This is a genomic window from Phycisphaeraceae bacterium (genome assembly GCA_019636735.1).
GTDB lineage: Bacteria > Planctomycetota > Phycisphaerae > Phycisphaerales > SM1A02 > VGXK01.
In genome coordinates, this window is the sequence record JAHBWY010000006.1 from 246115 (window position 1) to 267693 (window position 21579).

17 protein-coding genes and 1 tRNA gene are annotated in these 21579 nt (G+C 65.7%); 5 read left to right on the forward strand and 13 right to left on the reverse strand.

What is annotated here, in order from left to right:
- Positions 1-5: 5 nt before the first annotated feature.
- Positions 6-1472: a hypothetical protein gene (locus KF724_10375; GenBank protein MBX3356085.1), complete on the reverse strand. Its 1467-nt coding sequence runs from the start codon at positions 1470-1472 to the stop codon at positions 6-8.
- Between the two features lie 73 nt (positions 1473-1545).
- Here KF724_10375 and KF724_10380 point away from each other — a divergent pair, with 73 nt between their 5' ends.
- Positions 1546-1797: a NifU family protein gene (locus KF724_10380; GenBank protein ID MBX3356086.1), complete on the forward strand. Its 252-nt coding sequence runs from the start codon at positions 1546-1548 to the stop codon at positions 1795-1797.
- An 81-nt stretch (positions 1798-1878) separates the two neighbouring features.
- On the opposite strand, the gene KF724_10385 is transcribed toward KF724_10380, so the two are convergent.
- Both KF724_10385 and KF724_10390 read right to left on the reverse strand, forming a co-directional pair.
- The gene (locus KF724_10385; GenBank protein ID MBX3356087.1) at positions 1879-2115 is read right to left on the reverse strand and encodes a carbon storage regulator; all 237 of its coding nucleotides are present in this window, start codon (positions 2113-2115) and stop codon (positions 1879-1881) included.
- A gap of 438 nt (positions 2116-2553) precedes the next feature.
- Entirely contained in the window at positions 2554-3042 is a 489-nt protein-coding gene (locus KF724_10390) for a hypothetical protein (GenBank protein MBX3356088.1), read from the reverse strand.
- A gap of 392 nt (positions 3043-3434) precedes the next feature.
- Between KF724_10390 and KF724_10395 the strand changes: the two genes are divergently transcribed.
- Together KF724_10395 and KF724_10400 are read left to right on the forward strand one after the other, a co-directional pair.
- A complete protein-coding gene (locus KF724_10395; GenBank protein ID MBX3356089.1) occupies positions 3435-4187 on the forward strand; it encodes a flavin reductase in 753 nt (250 codons plus the stop codon).
- A 60-nt stretch (positions 4188-4247) separates the two neighbouring features.
- Positions 4248-5396 (forward strand): hypothetical protein, encoded by a 1149-nt coding sequence (locus KF724_10400; GenBank protein MBX3356090.1) that lies wholly within the window; start codon positions 4248-4250, stop codon positions 5394-5396.
- A 73-nt stretch (positions 5397-5469) separates the two neighbouring features.
- Here KF724_10400 and KF724_10405 read toward each other — a convergent pair whose 3' ends face one another.
- The 4 genes from KF724_10405 to KF724_10420 are packed head-to-tail and all read right to left on the reverse strand — an operon-like array spanning position 5470 to position 8499.
- A complete protein-coding gene (locus tag KF724_10405) occupies positions 5470-6621 on the reverse strand; it encodes a hypothetical protein (GenBank protein ID MBX3356091.1) in 1152 nt (383 codons plus the stop codon).
- The gene (locus KF724_10410) at positions 6621-7298 is read right to left on the reverse strand and encodes a hypothetical protein (protein MBX3356092.1); all 678 of its coding nucleotides are present in this window, start codon (positions 7296-7298) and stop codon (positions 6621-6623) included. The genes KF724_10405 and KF724_10410 overlap by 1 nt, the downstream gene beginning before the upstream one ends.
- Complete coding sequence (locus KF724_10415) at positions 7298-7981, reverse strand: hypothetical protein (GenBank protein ID MBX3356093.1); 684 nt, start codon at positions 7979-7981, stop codon at positions 7298-7300. Before KF724_10415 ends, KF724_10410 begins: the two co-directional genes overlap by 1 nt.
- Positions 7982-8013: 32 nt before the next feature.
- Positions 8014-8499 (reverse strand): DUF2752 domain-containing protein, encoded by a 486-nt coding sequence (locus KF724_10420; GenBank protein ID MBX3356094.1) that lies wholly within the window; start codon positions 8497-8499, stop codon positions 8014-8016.
- Positions 8500-8922: 423 nt separating this feature from the next.
- On the opposite strand from KF724_10420, the gene KF724_10425 reads away from it, so the two are divergent.
- Positions 8923-9969: a membrane dipeptidase gene (locus KF724_10425; protein MBX3356095.1), complete on the forward strand. Its 1047-nt coding sequence runs from the start codon at positions 8923-8925 to the stop codon at positions 9967-9969.
- Here KF724_10425 and KF724_10430 read toward each other — a convergent pair.
- The 6 genes from KF724_10430 to KF724_10455 all read right to left on the reverse strand — a co-directional run bounded on the left by KF724_10430 (position 9958) and on the right by KF724_10455 (position 17372).
- Positions 9958-11520, reverse strand: a complete 1563-nt coding sequence (locus tag KF724_10430; protein ID MBX3356096.1) for a hypothetical protein — start codon at positions 11518-11520, stop codon at positions 9958-9960. The two genes, KF724_10425 and KF724_10430, sit on opposite strands and share 12 nt — an antisense overlap.
- Entirely contained in the window at positions 11517-12443 is a 927-nt protein-coding gene (locus tag KF724_10435) for a ParA family protein (GenBank protein MBX3356097.1), read from the reverse strand. Before KF724_10435 ends, KF724_10430 begins: the two co-directional genes overlap by 4 nt.
- A 132-nt stretch (positions 12444-12575) precedes the next feature.
- Positions 12576-13730, reverse strand: a complete 1155-nt coding sequence (gene aroB, locus KF724_10440) for a 3-dehydroquinate synthase (protein ID MBX3356098.1) — start codon at positions 13728-13730, stop codon at positions 12576-12578.
- A gap of 34 nt (positions 13731-13764) precedes the next feature.
- A complete protein-coding gene (locus tag KF724_10445) occupies positions 13765-15714 on the reverse strand; it encodes a lysophospholipid acyltransferase family protein (protein MBX3356099.1) in 1950 nt (649 codons plus the stop codon).
- Positions 15715-15867: 153 nt separating this feature from the next.
- A tRNA-Glu gene (locus KF724_10450) sits at positions 15868-15942 on the reverse strand.
- A gap of 659 nt (positions 15943-16601) precedes the next feature.
- Positions 16602-17372 carry a hypothetical protein gene (locus KF724_10455; protein MBX3356100.1) on the reverse strand — a complete coding sequence of 257 codons (771 nt, stop codon included), beginning with the start codon at positions 17370-17372 and terminating at the stop codon, positions 16602-16604.
- 320 nt (positions 17373-17692) lie between these two features.
- Here KF724_10455 and KF724_10460 point away from each other — a divergent pair, with 320 nt between their 5' ends.
- Positions 17693-20248, forward strand: coding sequence for a hypothetical protein (locus KF724_10460; protein ID MBX3356101.1), 2556 nt, complete (start codon positions 17693-17695; stop codon positions 20246-20248).
- Positions 20249-21579: the final 1331 nt, after the last annotated feature.

Below are 21579 nucleotides of genomic sequence, written 5' to 3' on the forward strand. Positions count from 1 at the left end.
AACACTCAGCCGCCGCTCGTCGATGAACCGGGGCGAGTCATGTTCCCTAGGTCGACCACCACGCGCCCATGCCGATAGAAGTCGACATTCATGGTGCGACGGTCGAGGAAGGTGAACACCAGGCAGTTTGCGCGACTGCTCTCGGCATAGGCGAAGTCACCCATGTGCGGTCCCGCATAGCGCGCGTTGTCATAGGACTGGGCGTGATTGTGGAAGTGAAAGAGGGCCGTGTAGCCACGCTCGAACATCTCGGGCGGTGCTTCGAAGCGCATGTCGGAGCCGGTCACGCGTGGCCGGAACTCGACCACGGCGAAGCGCCCCTGGGCATCGACTTCGATGATGCCGCCATACTCGGTCGAGCGATCCATGAGATCCCGGTCGGCGATCTCGAAGATGTGCCGCACCGCCGGCTCATGGGCCATCATGTCGGTGGCAAGCAGCATGGCGGCGAAGTCGCCCCACTTGAGGTCGTCCTTGATCTGGTAGAGCGACTCGGTGAACTCTCCCGAGTAGCCCCGGAAGTTGGGGCTGGCCGTCTGGCGTCCCTCACTCTTGATGCGCGACTCAAGTCGGGGGTAGAGCTCCTGCGGTGTCGCACGCAGAAGGGAAGGATCGATCCGCATGGCCGCGACCGCGACGGGCAGCTCACGAAGCTCGAGTTCCTTTCGGACTGACTCGGACATTTGGCCCGTTGCGGCCATCGACTCACGCCAGAAGCCCGCGTGCTTAGGCTCACGAAGCGTGCGGAGCCAGAGAATCTCCTCGCGATTGCGCGGCAGGATGCCGAGATCTCGCGCCGATGCGCGCAGATCCATGAGGAAGGTGTCGCCGGGCTTGATGCGCTCATCCTGAACCAAGGCGATCAACCGCTCGCGGTCGCCCGACTTCCACAGAAGCTCCCAGCAGCGGGCTCGAAGATTCGCCTGGGTGATCGGGTTCGAGTCGAGCATCGCCTGGTAGAGCACATCGGGCACGCTGCTGGCGCCGTGGAGCTTCTGAAGCGCGATGTACTCCGGCCGCTGCTCGTCATCCCTGATCCAGCCCGCCATGTTCACCGCCAGCGCGTTGATGAGCGTGGGTGTCATGTCGGTCATGCCGTTCTCGGCGATCAGTTCGCAGAGCCGAGTGCGCCATTCGAGGGCGTCCATGCGAGGCAGCGCGAGGGCGAGGGCGTCCCGGAGCGCCTTGGGGTCCTTCGCAAGGAGCTGCTGGAAGGCCCGCTCCCGGACCGGCGTGGTGTAGCCCGGCTGGATCACGATGCGCCTGAGGAGCGCGATGGACTCTGGGCTCGAGTCCTCCTCGAGTTGGGTCAGCGCCCGCTGCTGGGAGATGGGCAGGGAATCACTCCGCCGCAGCGTTCCCATCGGGTCTTCGACAGTGGTGCTGCACCCGGGCAGCGCCGCGGCGACCAGCGCCAGGACGCACCACGATCGGCGGACTACCCCGCGGCGCAGCGCGACCGCGGGATTCATGGGCCCCCGAATTCGACGAGTCGACCTTGCTTCCATGCCCCGGAGTCTACGACCACGGCCTATGCTCTCTCCAATGCCGCAGCGCGTCGCCACGGACCTGCATCATCGCGTCAGCGAGGTGCTTGAACTCATCCGTCCCGCCATTCAGGCGGACGGTGGTGACATTGAGCTCGTGGGCGTCGACCCCGACGGCACGGTCATTCTTCGTTTCCGCGGAGCATGCACCAGTTGCCCCTCGCGGAATGTGACGCTCCAGTCGAACATCGAGCACAACCTTCGGGAACGAGTGCCCGAGGTTCGCGCCGTGCATGCCCTTGATCGATGATGTCGGTCGGTTCGCCAGTCGGGTGGTTGCTGGCGCGACCGACCCGCACGACCTGCTCCCCAACTGAGAGAGCCCCAGCGCTCAGCCGGTGCTCTGTTCGCCGGCCGGTCGGATCTGCCCGATCACTCCGGGGCCAGCGTCCTCGGCCGCGGTGATCTGGTCGGCGACCTCCCGTCGGTGGACCGGCACCTCGCGGGGGAACTCAAAGGCGATTCGCACCCGGTCGCCCTTGATGGTGGCTATGCGCACGACACCCAGCGGAGCGGCAGGGTTGCCGATCACCACTTCTTCACCTTCTCGGCGTGTGATGACGAGCATCGGAGTCCTCCAGCCCGGGCGGCGAGGCACATCGCGGAGGAAACGACGCCGCGATCCATGCGGTCAGCCAGGGGCGGGCGACAGCCCGCGAAGGAGAGACTACCGAAGATCGGGCTTCTGCCAAGCGCCGACATGGCAAAAACGCCCCTGCACCGGGTTCTAGGCCGATGCAGGGGCGACAACGGAGGGGCCGAAGCCCCATGGCGGGCGGGCTGCGCGTCCATGGCGGCCCGTTACTCCCGCACAGGGCCATCCATGGCCTGAGTGCGGTGGGGATGGGTGGCGATTCCATTCACCACCGGCCCCGAGATTGGCACCCTGATCACACGCCGGGGCCCGAGTCATCCATGACCCGAGCGCAAGCGCTGCTCAGGAAGCGTTCGGAGTGCCCGAAACAGGCCACGGCGAAGTGATGCCGCAGACTGGTCGGGCGCTGATTCATGAGTTCCCCTCGGCGCCATCGGGGCGCGCTGGAGGCTGTCTGAAGGAGGGACGAGCCCGTCGGTAGAGATCGGCGGTCGCGGGCAGCAGACGCTGCTCCTCGGCCTGCCACTCTTCGGGCGGATAGAGCTCCAGGTGATCCTTGTTGCCCACGATGACCACGCTTCCGGAAAGCCGGAACCGCTTGGTCATCCAGTCGGGCAGTCGAACCCGACCACTGCCATCGACCGGCAACTTGGCCGACTGCGAGAAGATCAGCCTCTCGAAGTCGAGGACTTCCTCCTCGGCCAGCAGCGACGAGCCTCGCTGCGACACCCACGCGTCGAAGATCTTCTCCGGCCAGAGCCAGAGTCGATCGTTCGGACCCGGCAAGGCGATGAAGGCCTGCCCATGAATGCGTTCGTCCATGCACTCGCGCAGCGCCGACGGGATCGCCAGTCGGTTCTTGTGATCGATCACATAGTTGTGCTGGCCGCGAAAATGCACGCATCGACGCCTCGGGTGGGACTGGCGATCAATGTACCCCACGACTCACCACGATTCAACACTTTTCTCCAATAATGATCCATCCGGGCCACGATCGGCCCCACAACCCCCAGTGGGGCCGCAAGGACATCGCAAGTGGCTTGTTCGGCCCCCTTCCTGCGGGCCGTGCGGCGCGTGCGGTCGCCCAGGGACGACAGCCGGAGCCAGCCACACCAATTCGTGGCTGAACGGGCCGGTAACCAATTCCAAACCGTGATCTCGCAGGCTCTTATGGACAAGACGAGAAAGTGACGCACACTTCTGCCGAGGGGAGTGGCGAACGCCCTGACTGATCATTTCCTGGCCCACCGGCGCGGCCCCGAGTCGCCGGTACGACCGCAATGAGTCGAACGATGGACTGGCTTCCCGCTGATCGTGCGTCAATCGCCGCCATCCTCGATCGCATTCCCAACAGCCACTTCATCTTGACCGCCGCCCACGGGGACACCCGATGCGGCGCGCATGTGCGTTGGGTGCAGCAGTGTGCCCGGACCCCTCCGATGCTGCTGGTCGCCATCGAGAAGGGCCACGCCTTGAGCGCGATCATTCGTGACAGCCACGGATTTGCCCTCTGCCAAGTGCACCGCGATGAGCGCGTGCTGAAGCGCCTCTTTCCCGCCATGCCCGAGCACGGGGTTGATCCCTTCATCTCAGTGCCTCACTTGCGAACGCCATCGGGAGCGCCGGTCCCTCTGCGGGCGATGAGCTGGTTCGATTGTGAAATGGTCCGCCATGTGGACATCGAGGCGGACACGGAAATCTATGTCGGTGTGGTGCACCACGCCTCGCTGGTGCAGCCCGGGGCGACGGTCCGCTGCCACTGCGCCGAGGAGCCCAGCGTGAGCATCGCACCCGCGCCGATCGAACACGCGTCGAATGGCGCCAATGGCGCGCCTGCAGTTTCATCCTCGAACCGATCGCCGCGCCCGAGTGACTCCCGCCCCACGCTCCCGGCCACAGCGAGAGGCGCTCGAGAGAGCGCGCACCCGGCCAACGGCGCCTCTCGACTTCCGGTCGAACGGGGGCCGGCCCACTCGGCGGCGGAGTCGAAACGCCCTCACCGAAGCAGCGTGATCGGCGCCGGACGCAGTTCGAAGAGGCGCTGAGCCAACGCGAACCCGAAACGATTCGACCGACGCCCTTCTGGGCGCGTAGCCTTCGCTCCCATGGCGATCGACCCGCGCAGACTTCTCGCCTCAGCCGGCCGAAGACCCGCCAATGCCTCGAACCTGCCGGGGATCGACTACCGGGCAGAGAGCGAAGCCTTCGCGGCGCCGGGCCATCCGATCATCGACGCGCACTCCCATGTCCATGGCGTTCGAGCGGCGGCGATTCTCCAGGAGGCGATGGACCTCTACGGGATCTCCGAGATCTGGTCGATGACCTCCCTGCAGCAGGTGGAGACCGTGCGCGGAGTGCTGGGCGAGCGCATTCGCTTCATCGCCATCCCTGACTTCGCCTCCAAGGATCGCATCGCCACGCATGGCGCGGCCTTCGCCGATCGAGTTCGTGACTTCCACGCAGCGGGAGCGACCATCGTCAAGTTCTGGTGCGCGCCGCGCGGCATCGACCTCGGCCACGAGGCCGGACAGCCCGACCTTCTGCGACTCGATGCTCCGCATCGGCGCCGGGCGATGGATGTCGCGGCGTCGCTCGGCATGACCTTCATGGTGCATGTGGCTGATCCGGACACATGGTTCGCCACGAAGTACGCCGATGCTCATCGCTACGGAACCAAGCTCTCCCACTACGAGCCGCTCGAGAGGCTGCTCGATTGCTATCCAAATCCATGGATTGCCGCCCATCTAGGAGGTTTTCCCGAGGATCTCGACTTCCTCGATGGGCTCCTCGAACGCCACGGTCATCTGCATCTGGATGCGAGCGCCACCAAGTGGATGGTGCGCGAGGTTTCGCGGCACCCGCCCGAGCGAGTCCAGCGCTTCATGGAGCGTTGGCGCGGGCGACTGCTCTTCGGATCGGACATCGTGACCACCGACGATCACCTTGAAGCGAAGCCCGACAAGACCGAGATGGGCGCGAAGGCGAGCAACGAAGAGGCTGCGTTCGACCTCTACGCAAGCCGCTACTGGGCGCTGCGCGTGCTCTGGGAGGGCGAAGGCGAGCGCACCAGTCCCATTGCCGATCCCGACCTCGCGATGGTCGATCCGAAGCGCCATGGACCCATGGACGCGCCTCTCCTGCGTGGCATGCACCTGTCGAACACGCTCCTTGCGGACTTCTACTTCAATGCCGCGGCCGCGATCGATCCGCGCGGTCGCCGAGCATCGGAAGCCGTGGCGCATGGAAGGCACTGAGCTCGCCCGCGCTTGAGCGCCGCGGTCGGTGCTCGGCCGCGTCTCTCGACTGGCGCAATGCCGCGAGCCCGGTTCAGACGCGTTCGTAGAGGGCGCGAATCTCTCTCGCCCAGCTCTCCGCAGTGGCTCGACGCTGTGGAGGCGCCGGATCGTCCTCGGTGGTGCGTTGCAGCGCAGGCGTCGAGGCAGCGGCACAGTCCGCTCGCGGCAAGAGCCCACAGAGAGCCGCGGCGCCCGCGTTGGCCTGCCGCCTGACTTGGACGACGCGCTCCGGCGGCACGAGCCCTTCCACCACGCCACCGGTCGTCGCGACAAGCGGCAGACCCGCGTCGACGGCCCAGAGCGCCGAGAGAGGACCCGATGGCGCACCTCGCGGCTTCGCCAGCAGGCACCACCGCTTCGGCGAGATCGGCCTCTGCTCGACGACCAGCGCCGCGTCAAGGGCATGCACGATGGTCCACGGCCGCGCCGCCGCAGGCTCCTCCACGAAGACATGCCGGAGCGAAGTGAGATCGCCCCAGCGCCGCAACTCCCCTGCTGCCGCCGCACGGGGATCGATGACGAGCTTCACCCGATGGCCCGCAAGCGCCGCGCGTCCGGCCATGTCGAACGCGAGCTTGGCGTCGATCGAGGTCCACGGATCGCCGAGCACTCCGACGGCCACGGTGGCCTCATCAATGCCCCATGAGTCGCGCCACGCGGCGCGGGTGACCTCTCGTCCATGGGCACCGCTGTTGAACTGCGAGTCAACCGGCGGCGAGACCGTGCGCACGCGGCCATGAAGCCAGCCGGCATCGAGCGCCTGGCGACGCGCCCGCTCGCCCAGGCAGATCGCCTCGGCGCGATCCTGCGCGAGCGGTGTCGCCGCGCCGCGCACTGGCGTTCCCGCGAGAGTGGCGACGACCCCCGCGGCTGGTCGGCCATCCACCACGAGGTCTGCGCTCGCGTGGTCCCAGAGATGGATGAGATCCGCACCAGCCTGCTCGACGGCATTTCGGATGCCGCGCGCCGAGAGGCGCGGGGCGCCGAGAAGCGGTGGCAGGCGCCGATGTCCGCCCACCCCCGCGGCCACGGCTCGCCGCGACAAAGCGAAGGCGCCCACAACGAGCACCTGGTGATCAAGTTCCGGGAGAAGCCTCCGTGTGAATCCCAGCAGGCGCAGCATCGCCTCGCCTGCCGCTGGCGCCGATGGCGTGATGACATGAAGGACCCGGCGCGGCGTCATCAACGGACGCCAAGCCGCTCGCCGAGTTCCTTCTTCTGGTGACGATAGAAAAGAACAGCCACGGAGCGACCAAGCTGATCCGCCAACTGGTCCTCCATGTCTCGGCGCCCCACACTTGAGCGATAGTTCTCAAGCGGCTGCTCACGAAGCTGGGCCACGACGGGCCTGTGAGAATCGCCCGTGGGATAGAGGCGGCGCCCACCAGCCACATCGATCACCCGAACCTCGGCCTCGGCAAGAGGACGCGGCGTCTCGCCATCCGGCGAGAGCATGAAGGAGGTCACCTTGACATGGATCACCGTCTCGGCGCCGAGTTCCTCGCCGACCTGTGCCATCGAGATGCGCTTCGACTCCGAATCGAAGCGCCTGACCACCTGGATGGCTTCACTCGAGGCGATCGCCTGCGTGATGAGACCATTCTCAAGAAGCAGCGTTGCTGTCCTGTCTCCCAATCGAGTCCTGAGCGCCGTCCGCGGAAGCATGTTGCGGGTGTCATCGACAAAGACGACGGTCCGTCGATCGGGCAGCGTGAACTCCGCATCCACCGTCGGAGGACCTTCAAGAATGTAGGCCGCCGGCACGATGATGTTGCAACCCGAGAGCGAACCGGCTGACGCCATCACGGCCATCAGCGTGAGACCAAGCGCCGCCATGCTCCTTCCACGCGTGATCGCCATCATCCGCGCACCCTCCGATCGGGATACTTGTCTTCCTTGTGGTCGTAGAAGAGCCACGCCACCTTCTGACAGAATCGCCCGACGATGCCCGCTTCGACCTGCTCCTGCCGAAGCTGCTCGCGCGTCACGGTCCGCTCATCGGGGAAGCGGCTGGTCACGGAGAACTCCTCGACCGGCGCATCAGGATCGAGCGAATGACGCTCGAAGACGCTCACATTGGCGACCGCCGCAGCCTCCCAGAGGAAGCGGTTTCCCGGCGGATTCAGCCGAAACTCGAGCACATCGACATAGACGATGCGATCGACATCGAGCAGTTCGCACACCTGACCCATCGGCATGCTCGCCCATGTGGGAGTCTGGTACTCCCAGGTCATCACCTGCGTCGGATTGAGCACTCGCGTGCCCGACACATTCTGCTGGAGTCGCGCCGAGATGTTCGCCGTCATGTTCGGCTTCACCATCGGGTACTCGTAGAGCATCGCGTGATCGGCATGCACCAGCACCGCAACGGTCCTGTTGTCGAGGCCGGTGTACTTGGCGAGGACTTCGATCTCCTTCTCACGCTCGATGTTGTGACCCACGGCCGCGATGAGTTGCGGAATGGCGCAGCCACCCATGCCCGCGGTCAGCAGGAGAAGGACGCTCGTGGACATAAGTCTTGCGGTGATGCTTCGAATCGTCATGGGGCGTCTCTCCAATGCGGACGGAAGTCGAGTCAGATGAGCGCGGCCCGATACTCAATGATCTTGTATCCCCAGGCGGCCAGCAGCGCCACGACGGCGGCGATGGCGCCAGCCTTGGAGAGCAAGGGTGAGAAGAGCGTGAGCACCCGCGTACCGGTGATGGCGGCGAAGGCACCGACGACAACGGCCATGGCCGTCGCCAGTGCAAGGAGCGCCCCGAAGGGCTGGGCCTTGATCGCCGCGATGAAGTGACCATCGGCGGCGTGGGCGAAGGCCGTCGTCATGCCACACGATGGGCATGGCAACCCGAAGGCAAGAGGCCACGAGCAGGCGGGCAAGCCGAGTTGCTGATGGGTTCCGATGCCGAAGGGCGAGGGTTCGAGCCTCGCGGCAATGAGCAGGACCGCAAGCGCCACCACCGCAACCACGGCCGAGGCGAGGCGCTCGCCGAGCGAGAGCCACTGCGCCGACACCATGGGCGGCGCCGGTGGCGCGCTGGATGACATCGAGACGGCCATGAAGGCGAGGAGAGTACCGGGCCCGGCGGGCGGGGAGCAACCCCCGAAGGTTCGGAAGTCGCTGCGCCAGGCCGCACTCCCGCAGGGGGCAAGTGTGCCCAAAGGACCCTCGCGCGGGCAGGAGCGGCCCCCTGGACGGCTCGGGGTTCTTTCAGGTTCCAGCGAGGAACTCGGTCCAGGGTTCATCGCTCACGGTTGTCGGCTGCCCGTTCACGACTCATGGCCTCTGGCACATCGCTCACCGTTTACGGCAGATGGCTCACCGCTCTCGGGTCATGGCCTTTGGCCGCTTGCGGGTCATCGCTCACGGATCTCGGGCATGGATCTCGGGCATGGATCTCGGGTGATGGCTAGCCGCTCACAGCTCACCCCTCTCGACTCACGCATGCGGTCGAGGGCGACTGGGGGCCGTAGGATCGCCGAGTGATCACTCCCATCGTCGACGGACATCTCGACCTGGCCTATCTCGCGCTCCAGGGGGTCAGGCTGGAAGAGCCGTCGCCCGATCCCGATCGCGTGGGAGTGACTCTTCCCGCACTTCGCGCCGGTGGTGTGCGCCTGGTCTTCGCGACGATCTTCACGGAGTGGGTCGAGGAGCGGCCGCCCGATCCTCGCGCGCCGTGGGAGTACGCAGGGCCTCCTGATGTCGCTCGAAGCCGAGCCGGCGCGGAGCTTCAGATGGAGTGCTACGAGGTGCTCGAGCGCGCGGGGCGACTCTCGATCGTGCGCAGCGCCGATGATCTCGAGCGCGCCTGGAGTGGGGCGAGGCTCAACGAACATGGAAAGACGCCCATCGCAGCGCTCATCCTCATGGAGTGCGCCGACCCGATCGAGGCTCCCTCGGAGTTGGAACAGTGGGTGCGGCGCGGCGTGCGCGCCATTGGTCCAAGCTGGGCGAAGGGCTCCCGCTACGCTGGTGGAAATGCGAGGCCTGGAGGAGTCACGCCGTTCGGCCGCGACTTTCTTCGCGAGATGGAGCGATTGGGTGTGATCCTCGATTGTTCGCACCTCGCGGACCGCGCCGTCGATGAGGCGCTCGACCTCTTCGGCGGCTGCGTGATGGCGTCGCACTCCAATGCGCGTGCGCTCCTGGGGATGTCTCAGCGTCATCTTCGCGACGATCATGCGAAGCGGATTGCCGAGCGCGGCGGCGTGGTCGGCCTCAATCTCTTCGGTCGCTTTCTGGCCGAGGGCCGAACGGCAACCATCGACGATGTGCGTCGGCATCTCGACCATTGGCGCGAGTGGATTGGCGTCGAGCACCTCGGGCTCGGCAGCGACTTTGACGGCGGGTTCACGCCGCTCGACTGTCCGCGCGGTGCGCAGCGACCGGAGGATCTTCAGCAACTCCTCGATGGCCTACGCACCTGCGGCTGGAGCGAGCGCGAGGTGCGCGCTTTCGCGGGCGAATCGTGGATCGGATTCCTGCGTCGGGCTCTTGGCGGCGAAGGCGCGATGTCAAGCGCGTGACGCGGGCGACGCGCCGCCCTTGGCGAGCGCATTGAGCGGGACATGCACCGCCGATGCACTGCCGGGAATGGACACGAGGAGGTCGAGGGCGACACCGCAGCCGTGGAGCCCCTCGACGCCGCTCGCCTCACGGGTCACGACGCGCTCGATGATCCAAGATTCGGGCGGCGGCGCGACCCCGGCGGAACATGTCAGTCCGGGGAACGCCCGCACGAGCAGCGCCGCGTTGGTGGTCGCCCATCGGCGCGCGCTGCGGAGCGAAGTCATGGCCTCGACCGGCGCTACCAGATGCAAACGCCCCTGCTGATCCGAGGCGAGTTCAATCGCAGGCTCCACAGGGCAGCGGAAGTCAAGCGCCTCGACGGTTGTCAGGAGTCGCGCGAGATCGCTGGGTGAGGCGTCGCCGGTTTCTGACGCAGGCGCCTCCGGCGCGGCCGCGCCTTGCGTCAGGGTCGTGGCCTCCAGCCCGGGTCCAACTTCAATGGGCATCTCCCTGGCCGCTTCGACATCGGTCGAACCATCCTCGAACGGCAACGGACCAGACGATGACGGCGGCTCCTCATCGAGCGTGACGATCCGTGGTGTTGGGGCGTCATGGTGGACAACGGGAGGCGGCTCCGCCACTGGTCGAGGAGCCATCGATCGCGGCGGGCGCCTCTCGGTCACCATCGCCTCATCGTGAAAGCGATCGACAGCGCGACTCGCAGCGCTTTCGAGCACAGAGAGCAGATGACCCGCCTCCGGCGCCGAGGCCACCTCGAAGCAATGGCGCTCGGAGCTGTCGACTCGATCGAGCCTCGGGATCGCGCCAACGAGCGGAAGGTCGATGACCCCGGAGGCGCCCCCGCCGAGTTCATCCATCATCCACTGCACGCGCTCGGGCGGCGCGCCGACCACCACCACGCCGAGAGATGCCGCCATGCCATGTTCGGTCGCGCGCTCGGAAACCGCGTCAATCACGCGCCGCGCTGCCGCGACCGCCGCCTCATCGGCGCTCGTCAGGAGCACCCGTTCGGCGAAGCCATCATGCAGCGCCTCATCGGGAGCCGATGTGCCGCTGACGCAGATGATCCACCGCCGAATGACGCGCGCCGCGCGAGTGAGCCACTCGTCGAGGCACTCACCCTGATGGAGTCCGATCTGCCGACCACCCCCACGCAGGATCTCGGCGTGCACGAGGTCGCGCTCGCATCGAATGAGACCGGTGGGCCCCTCGGCCATGCCGACTCGATCTCCGAATTGCGTCGCCCACAATCCCGCCATCACCGGAAGGTGGCCCGTGATGGCGGCGGTGGCGCGAATGAGCGAGACGCATGACGCGTCGGGCACGGAAATGGAGGCCGAGCGCAAGGTCAATCGGCCCGCTCGAGATGTCACCGCTTCCCGTCCTTCATTCCCTGGCGACCGGGAGTGGATCGACTCGCGCGGCTCACTCCCCGGCGATCGCTGTGAACGCAACTCCGGAGCCGGCGGCGCGGCGCTCGATGCGCTTCTCGGACCGAGGAAGATCGCGGCAAGGGCGTCATAGGGATCACGACTCTCGATCTTCATGAAGCGCCCTCGACGAGTGGTGGTGGTTCAGGAGCCGTGGCCGGGCTGCGCATCCGCGCGACGAGTTCCGCCGCGCGATCGCTTCGACCCGCCTGGGGAGCGGGCGCCTCGGGCTCCGCCCAGAGCGACCCCGCTTCGAGGCGCTCCTGGTGAACGGGTCGCGGCGCGGGCGGATTGGCGCGGAGCCACTCAGCCAGGCGTCGGAAGTCCTCATGCGCCGCCGACTGGGGTGCGAACTCGGGAATCGCCTGCCCGAAGCTCGCGGCTTCGCGCAGCACTTCGTGTTCACGCACGACAACCGGGACGACGATCTCGGCGAACCGGCGCTCGAGCGCCGCGAGCACCTCCTGCGACACCTTGGCGCCATCTCGATGCATCGACGGAAGAAGGCGCAAGGTCACCTCCCTGCCGAGGCGCGCCGCAACCGCCTGCACGGTGGCGACCTGGCGTTCGGCTCCTCGAAGCGCGAAGTACCCCGTTTCGACCGGCACGATCGTCTCGTCACAGGCGCGCAGCGCGTTGAAGGTGAGAAGCCCCACCGTCGGCGGACAGTCGAGAATGCACCAGTCGAAGTCGCTCGCGAGTCGCGCGAGCAATCGTTCGAGGCGACGATCCCGCTCCGCGCCGTGGGAGGTCGCTTCAAATGCGGCCAGTTCGATCGTGCTCGGTGCGAGCTTGAGATTCCGCGCGACCTCCCAGAGGAGTGACTCGGGATCGATGTCATCGGGGGCGGAGAGCGCGTGAGACATCGCGACCTCGACGCGCGACTCCGGAATGCCCAGACCGAGCGAGCAGTGGCTCTGCGGATCGAGGTCGACCAATAGCGTGCGGGCGCCTCCGGACGCCAGAACCGAGGCGAGATTGATCGCCGTCGTGGTTTTGCCGCAGCCACCCTTCTGATTGACGATTGCGGTCACTCGCATCGCGCGCATCCTGCGTGCGGCGCCGGGATCCATCCTGGCTTGGCGCTCCGATTGAGAGGGGTCGAAGCGCTCCGGCGTCGCGTTGAACAAAGCCTACCGTGGAGAGGACCAGAGGGCCAGATGCTCCCGCCGTCAGGTGACTCCGATGCGACGCCACCCGGCCACCACGGCTTCTCGGGGCGGATCGTCGACCACGCGGCATGCGCCCTCACCGACGGGAAGGACCAGACGCCACCGGCCTGCGCGATGCTTCTTGTCCATGCCCATCAGGTCGAGCATGACCGAGAGGGAACATCCGGTCGGCGCCCGAGTGGGCAAGTGAAGCGCCCTCAGCCTGCGCTCGACCCGGTCGGGATCGGCCCCCGGCCAGTGGGCGGAGGCGCGGCTCGCCTCTGTCGCGGCAAGCAGCCCGAGCCCGACGGCCTCGCCATGAGAGATTGATTCATGGAGGGCGCCCTCGAGCGCATGGGCGAAGGTGTGGCCCAGGTTCAGGAGCGTGCGCTCACCCGCCTCGTGCTCGTCCCGTGCCACGATCCCAGCCTTGACCTTCGCACTTCGTGCGATGAGCGCCGTCAGCGTCTCGGCATCGCGGGCGAAGATGCGCTCCTGCTGCGCTTCCATCCAGGTGGCGAGTTCCGGGTCGGAGATCATGGCGTGCTTCAGACACTCGGCGAGCCCGGCGGAGAGCACCCGATCGGGAAGCGTCGCAAGCACCAGCGGATCACAGATGACGCGGCGCGGCTGCCGGAAGACGCCAACCGCGTTCTTCGCGAGCCCACCTGCACAGGGAAGGTTGACGGCGGACTTCCCGCCAATTGACGCATCGACCATGGCGAGCAGCGTCGTGGGCACCTGCACGCAATCCACACCGCGCATGAAGGTGGCGGCGACGAAGCCCGCGAGATCACCCACCACTCCGCCGCCGAGCGCCACCACGATGGCCGTGCGGTCAAGCCGCGCGTCGAGCATGCTCTGCCAGAGGCGCTCCGCACCTGCAACCGTTTTCGATGCCTCGCTCGCCTCGACCTCTGCGACGATCGGCGCCGCTCCCGCTTCAGCGAGCGTCGCCATGACCTGCCGGCCGACGCCTTCGGCCACGGCACGATCGGCCACCACGAACGCGCGGCGCGTCCCGGGACAGCACTCGTGGAGCAGTGCGCCGAGTCGCTCGAGCGCTCCGGCGCCGATCACCACCTGGTAGCGATGCGCGGGAACATCGACCTCAACGCGCTGCACCTGCCAGCCATTCGTGGAGCTCCGCGTCGAAGGAGTGGGTGAAGTCGTCATGGTGAGGAGGTGCCCGGGGGTGATCGCCGCCAGGTCAACGGCGAGGTGACCTCGGCGCGTCGTCGAGCGCATGCGCCCGCCGGAACGCCGCAGCCTTCTCGCGCCCGAGGTAGAAGTCCTGGATCCGCGGATGCAGGGTGCGGATGTCGGCGAACATCAGCGCATCGACCACATTGCCGAAGTCGGGATCGACATTGAACGCCAGCAGCTTCGCATTCATGCGGAGGTATTGTCGCAGCAGCACGGGAACCGCGCGCTCGCCATTCTCGAGATCGCGCACCACCTGATCCACCTGATCGAGGTCGCGGATGATCCACTTCGTGGGCTCCGGGTCGATCTCACTGATCGCACCGAGGCGGGGTGGATTTCGCGGGCGGACCGCGTCCACCACGCGTGCGAGCGCCCGGTGCGTCTCGAGGAACGCCATCATGAGCTTCTTGGAGGTCGTCAGGTACTCATCGGAGATGCTGACGGGGCCGAAGACGATCACATAGCGCGGATGGCGGCCGATGAACTCGGCGATCCCGCGCCACAGCAGGAGCAGCGGAAGCGGCTTGCGCTGGTACTCGCGGCGAACATAGCTTCGACCGAGCTCGATGGCCGGGCCGAGCTGCTCCATGACTCGCGGCGCATACTCAAAGAGCGTGCTCGTATAGAGACCATCGATGCCCTGCGATGGCAGGATCTCATCGGTCAGCCCCATGCGGTAGGCGCCAACGAGTTCCTGGCGGCGCCCGTTCCAGACGAAGAGCTGGTGGTAATGTCGATCGAATCGATCGATGTCGATGGCCCGCCCGCTTCCCTCGCCCACCGCGCGGAAGGTGATCTCCCGCAGGCGCCCCATTTCGAGCATGAGCAGCGGAATGCGATCGGCCTTCGTGCAGCGCACCTCGTAGTCGCCCTGTCGAAGGAGAAGACTCTCCGGCGGGAGCGCCGCGACTTCGGCGGCGAGCTCCGCGGGCTCGTGCTGGGAAACGAGCGGCACGGGCTGCTGCGCTGACAGGTCGGCATGATCAAGCCCATCAACTCCCTCGCAGGACTCACGATGACGCCGGGCGATCTCACGGGAGGCTTCGGTCAGCGCGCCATCGACGCGACGAGGTTCCAGGCCATCGGCGTCCGCACGGCGCGAGCCCAGAAGCTTCGAACGCACCTGGAGAACCTTCGCAAGCTCGCGGTGGTTGCCGAAGCGCGCCTGTTGCGCCGGGCTGAGAACGCTCCCGACGCGCACGCGCACGCCGCGGCCCATCATGCGGAAGTACTCGCGCGGAAGCCGCATCGTCCTCAGGACCGGATGCAGCAGGCCGAGCACCTGAAAGAGGGTGCTGTTGCGACCATCGACAAAGATCGGCAGGATCGAAGCGTTCGCCCACCGCGCCAGGCGGACCGCCGAAGCGTTCCACGGCGATTCCTGCACGCCCCAACGCCCCCACTTCAGATGCGCAACCTCGCCCGCAGGAAAGAGGCAGAGGCAACCACCACTCGAGACCCACCGGGTCGCCTCGTGCATCGCTGCCGCGTTGAAGGCGGTCGCCTCCTTGCCGCCGAAGACATCCACGAAGAAGGACATCGAACCCACGAAGGGCAGCGTGGCGAGGTAGCGATTGGCGACAAATCGAACATCGGGGCGGACGGCGAGAAGCGTCGTCGCGAGGATCTGCGGATCAACGCCTCCGTATGGATGATTCGAGACGATGACCAGCGGACCGCTCGCGGGAATGCGGGCGAGGTCGTGGGGAGAAATGAGCGGGTGGATTCCCGTGACCTGATTGAGCGCATCGAGTTCGTTCGTCCGTTCGTCAACCAGCGCCCGAACTTCGAAGAGCACACGGTTGAGCCGGCCCATACCCAGCAGCCGAGCAATCAGCGGACGGAAGGCTCGAAAGAGCGTGGCGCGCCACCCGATGAGGTCTGGAGGGACATCGATTCGGAACGGCTCGCCGGGAGGCGGAGGCTGGAGCCTCGATGCATGCGAGCGTTCCATGGCCGTGTCAGACTAAGTCCGCCGGAACGAATGGGGAAGCGACAGCGGTTCCGCGACCGGGTCAATCACACGAACACTGCTGCACGACTCGTCGCACCGCGACCTGGAGCGTGGCCCGGCCCACGGCGTTGAGCACACACGCTCTGAACGGAATGACCCTAGCGGGATTTGAACCCGCGTTCCCACCGTGAAAGGGTGGTGTCCTGGACCAGGCTAGACGATAGGGCCGAAGCGCAATGCAACGGGCGGCGCCTGAGACGCCGCCTGTTCGTCGCATGACCCCAAGGGGATGCGAACCCCTTGGGAAGACGAGAATACCACGGACGAAACGCGAAGGCGTCGGGGGGCGCGCAGCGCGGGTTGCACCAGACATGAGGAGCGCTGATGTTGGCCCTCTTGGGTCACTACAACCACTCCCCTGTTCTGCCGCTGACGAAACTGGCGAATCCGACGAAACCCACTTTCAGGGTGCGGGAACGCGACTCGCGGCCTGCGTCGGCGGAGGTTTCGTCCGAGAGACGCGAAAACCCATATGGGTCCTTCCATACCGGATTCTCCTCAGCACGCCCGCGGGAACAGCCACCAGTCCCGACTGAGTGTGTTGCGCCGGTCCGAACGCCTGGGCCATGGCGAGCGGCTGCCAATGCGCTCGTGTCGCCCACGCCGCCGCTCCTGGGCGCGCCCTTGGCTGGCTGGCGGCGGATTGGGCGAGCTTGCGTGCCCTTCGCCGCGGGGACGAATGTCGCCGCCAACGGCGCGCGACGAGTGGATACCGGGGATTCGGACAGGCCGCCGTAAGTCAGTCGCTATTCGCGGCTGTTCCCGCGGGCATTTCGGGCCGTCTTCGCGCTGGAAGGAACCATCCGCGGCGCTGGATGATTCGATGATTAAGGATTGCCGGGCTGAACGCTCGTGGCCCAGCTCGCGGCGATCATCGTGGCGTTGGCGTCATGCGCTGCAAGTGCAGAGGCGACTGGCTGCGATTGCGCCCACTGCGCGAGCACTGCTGCGGTGTCATCAGGAACTCCTTCGTTCTCCCCAATCGCGATCCGCTTTGCGGCAAGGGCGCCTCGAAGCTCGACCAGCGCGTCATCGTCACTGGCAATGACGCGATACGCGGCTGGGAGCTCGCCCCAGGCGGGGGACGAGGCGCGAATCGTCGCGAGAGACGCCTTCTGTGCATTCGAGAGATTCGTGGTCGCCGCCTCGATGATCGTAGCGAGAAGGGCGTCGCGCGTCGTCATCGCGGAGGCGAGCGTGGTGCGAGCGGCGTTCAGCGCCGCGACCGCGGCCTGCGTGCTCGGTGCCTGGCCCGCGCGGATCGATCGCTCAAGTGCGTCGACGCTTCTTCGCGCGGCGCCGAGGCTCTCGTCGGCAGCAGCGAGCGATGCGGCCTGCTCGTCGAGCGTCGCAGCAGCGGATGCCAGCATGGCGATTGATTCATTGAGCGACACGCCGGCCGCAGCCACACTTCCGGGGTCGAGAGAAACGCGATGCATCGTGGCGAGCACGGTGGTTGCGGGCGCCGAGAATGAGGAGAGATCGATGACGGTCGGGCTCGATGTCCCTGCGGTACCCGGCCCGTAGCCCGAAGCAGGTGCGGTGGCCGCGAGAGTCCCCGTGAGCACAAAGTTGATCGTGCTGATCATGCTGATCATGGCGTCGCCTCCAGCAGAGTCGATCGAGAGAGGGAATCGGCGGCCCGGTGCCGCCGACGCTACTTCAGTGGCCCCCCACCCGCGGCCTGTGTCAATCGTCGCCAGTCGATTTGGGGCCGCGCGAGAATCTGGCCGATTCTCACTTGCGTCACAGCGGCGCGTCGTGCGATCATCTTCCGCGTCGGGCCCCGGGGTCGTGGCGGTGACCGGCGGAAAGCGAGCGCCTGAATGATCCGGAGCATTCTGCGGGTTGATGTCCGACGCCGGTCCATCTCGACGGGCACACTGTCGATCGTGATGGCCGGGCTTTCGCGGCATCGGTGGCGGCCGATCAGCTCATCGAGAACTACAACGCCCCCGGGCAACTCATCTGGCAAAGCGACCAGGCCGGAAATGTCATCGAGACCGACTTCGACGCCGGTGGCCGCGAGACCCATCGCCGAGCGACGACCATCGCGAGCGGCTTCGACGCCACGGTGAAGCGGATCAGCACGACCTATGACTCCCTCGGACGCACCGAACTCGTGACGAGCTGGGACAACGCGACCCCCGGAAGTGGCAATGTCCTCAACGAGGTCAAGAACGCCTTCGACGGATGGGGCAATCTCACGAGCTTCAAGCAGGATCGGGACTCCGCGGTCGGAGGCAGCGGCTACTACGAAGTCTCCTACGCCATTGCCAAGGCGGCCACGGCGGGCAAGCGCCAGACGCTCCGTCGCAGCTCGATGACGCTCGCGGGCAAGACCTGGACGCTCGACTACTCATCGACCGGCAGCCTGCTCGATGCAGACCAGAGCCGCGTCACGAACATCAAGGACGGCAGCACCGCGGTCAGCCGCTACTGGTACCTGGGCGAAGGCGATGTCGCGGGCCGCGAGTACGGCGAATGCCGCGTCAAGTGGAACGAATGGGCCTCCGGAAGCCCCGTCACCTACCCCGATCGCGACCAGTTCAATCGCATCACCTCAAGCCGCTGGACGAAGACGATCACGGGCGGATCGATCGACTTCGTCGACCTCGATGTCGCCTACGATCGTGCAAGCAATGTGACCTCGGTCAAGGACGACATCTACCCCGGATTCGATGTGCTCTACGCCAACGACGGTCTGAACCGGCTGACGGATGCGGACGAAGGCACGCTCTCAAGCGGCAGCATTTCCTCGCGCACCCGTCGCCAGCTCTGGACGCTGTCGCAGACGGGCAACTGGCCGAACATGCAGCTCGACCTCGATGGCGACGGCAGCTACACCGGTAACGACGAACTCGACGAGACGCGCACGCACAATCTGGCGAACGAAATCCTGACGCGCGATGTCGACAGCAACGCGTCGGTTGACTACACGCTCGCGCACGACGCGGTCGGCAACCTCACCGACGACGGCCAGACCTGGAAGTATGTCTATGACGCCTTCGGCCGCCTGAAGGAACTGCGCAAGCGCAGCGACGATTCGCTGCTCGCCGAGTACACCTACTACGGCAACAACTTCCGCGCCAGCGAGCACTACGACGCGGACGCCGACGGCGATGTCGATGGCAGCGACCCGACCTGGTTCTTCGCCTGGGACGAGGGCTGGCGGCTGGCGGCCGTCTATCGCGGCTCCGACGCGAACCCGAAGGAGCGCTTCCTCCATCACCAGGCGGGCAATTCCGGGGGCGGCGGCTCGAGCTACATCGATTCGCTCGTTCTTCGCGACCGTGATGCGAACACGGCGTGGACGGCAGCAAGTGACGGCACGCTTGAAGAGCGCCGCTACTACTGCCAGTCCTGGCGTCACGATGTCGTGGCGATGGTCACGAGCGGCGGCGCGCTCGCCGAGCGAGCCAGATACTCGGCCTACGGCGTTCCCTTCGGCATTCCGCTGGGCGATGTGAACGGCGACGGCGTGCGCGACAGCACCGATGACGGCTTCTACAGCCCGACGCTCCCGACGGGAGTCCGCTTCGACCTGAACCTCGACGGCGTCGTGAATTCGACCGACGCGGGAATCGCGAGTGGCGCGCCATCCGTGACCCTCGGCCGCGGCAGGCTCTCGAACATCGGCAACCGCTTCGGCTACGCGGGATACGAGTTGGACTTCGTGTCCGACCTGCTCATGCATGTCCGCAACCGCGTCTACCACGCAACCCTCGGCCGCTGGACCCGCCGCGATCCGCTCGGCTATGTCGATGGCGCGAGCCTTTACCAGTATGTGAGTAGCAGGCCTGTTACTGGGCTGGATGCGATGGGGCTTGCTGGCTCGAGCCTCGGGTGCGTGGGCTATGGTGGGCCGGGGGAGTGTCCGGGGGGAAGAACAGTACGCGGTGCTGGGGCCAAGACAGCAACGGATCAGATACCGTTCGCGGTGCCTGGTGAGAATCCGTGTTGCGACGAGGCGTGTAAGGGCGGTGGGGTAACCATGCGTGCCGGGTGCGATAATGGATCCCCCATAGTATGTCAATGCGTTCCTTCGGCTGCCACCGATCCGACCTGTCAATCAATCAAGGACGCGTTCCTCAGTTGCGCGCATGGGTGTGAGGCGCAACACTTTGATGGGGCTGCATGCTGCTCTCCAGGGGCATGCGGTGCCGCGACTCCTTGTGGCCCAGGGATTCCCTTGCCTGGCGGAGACCCGATGAATCCAGCGATGCCAATTGACTGCATTCGAGCGTGCAGCGAAGCCAAAGTCTGGGAATGCATGCTTGGATGCGCGACCGCTGCTCAGGGGCAAAATGCCCCCCAGCATTGCAAAACCCAGTGGCGCGATTTTATCAAGTCTGTTCAATCGGGCGCCACAAAGTACAGGAAGCTTTGTGACGCTTGCAGCCAGCCCCTCCCCCCTGGTCTCGGCGACTATCCGTGGAGCCCGAACGGACCGGTTTACGCATCCTTGGATTAATGACGACGTCAGGGTCTTCGTTGGGATGAGTTGCGATCGTGTAGGCCGCCTCGGCCACTTGATCAGATTCGCCCATGTGCATAGACCACGCTCAACAAGGGAACATGTGGCAGTCGGTGCGAAGAGATATGAGATTGAGTTCAGCGAAGCGGAACTGCCCCAAGCGATATGGGGCTTCGTGACATTGTCGCGACGTGGATGGTTGAGCGCGCCTTCTCATGGGCGAGTTGGTTTGCTGGCTTGCCCAGGACTGCGAATGATGGGCCTTCACTGTATCGCGTGCTTCTGCCACATGCTCATGAGCTTACCGCCGACGTTTGCGCAAATCAGATGCCACGAGCGGACTTCATTGTTTTTAGTGTACGATCTGGTTGGAGGGCAAAGTTGCGGCCTCGCAGTTGCATTCGAGTATTTGCCGGAAGCCGGTACCCTAAAGTGGTAAAGCGGGCGATGCTTTCGGCGGGAGTTGGCGTCATCGCGAGCGTCGTGATTTCATGGTCATGCGCCGTCGCAGTGAATCCACTTGAGGCTGCACATATCTCCGGGAACTCGGGGGTTGTGCCTCGCGGTGATTGTGAGTTCATGGCCACTACAATCAGGGCAGCAGGCGTCCAATGGTTCATCGGCCATTGGTGGCGCCCGACATGGCGAGACCGCCTATGTCCATTTTTCTCGACTGCGGGCAGCGGGGAGTATCTTCCTACGGAATTCGATCTCGATGTCGGCATCTCCCCTCGAACATGGCGGGTTGTCCGTAGCACACTTGCGTGTGGTTGGCCTTGGCTAGCTCTGTGGGCACAGGTCGACTGCGCAAGCACGGAGGACGAACTGGAGTTCGGACGTGCCTGGAGGCTACAAGGGTCGAGCCATTCGATTCTGACTTTATGGCCAGCATGGGGTTCGCCGGGGCTGCCATTTCAGAGTCCGCGCATGCTACCTTACCGACCGATCTGGTCAGGGCTTCTTGCGAATAGCTCATTGTACGCTCTCCTGACTTTTGTACTTGCAACCTGCTATTGCCGCGCCGTGGCGTGGCGCCGCGATAGTCGCGGACTATGCAGGTTGTGCGCGCACAATTATCGCCGTAGTGTCCAATGTCAAGAATGCGGCGCCTGTCAACTCGCACCTAAAACCGACCCACTACCCGCCGAGAGCTGACCCACCTTGATCCCATCAATCATGTTGCCGCGTCTTCGCTCCATTGTGGGCAGCGGAGGCTGCGTGCTCAACGCGAATCAGAGCACGGGGGCACATGCTGCAAGGCGCTGCGGAACATGGCCTTGCGCCCGCCTGTAAACTGCCCTCCCGCCCCAAACACGCCTCCCCCGCCT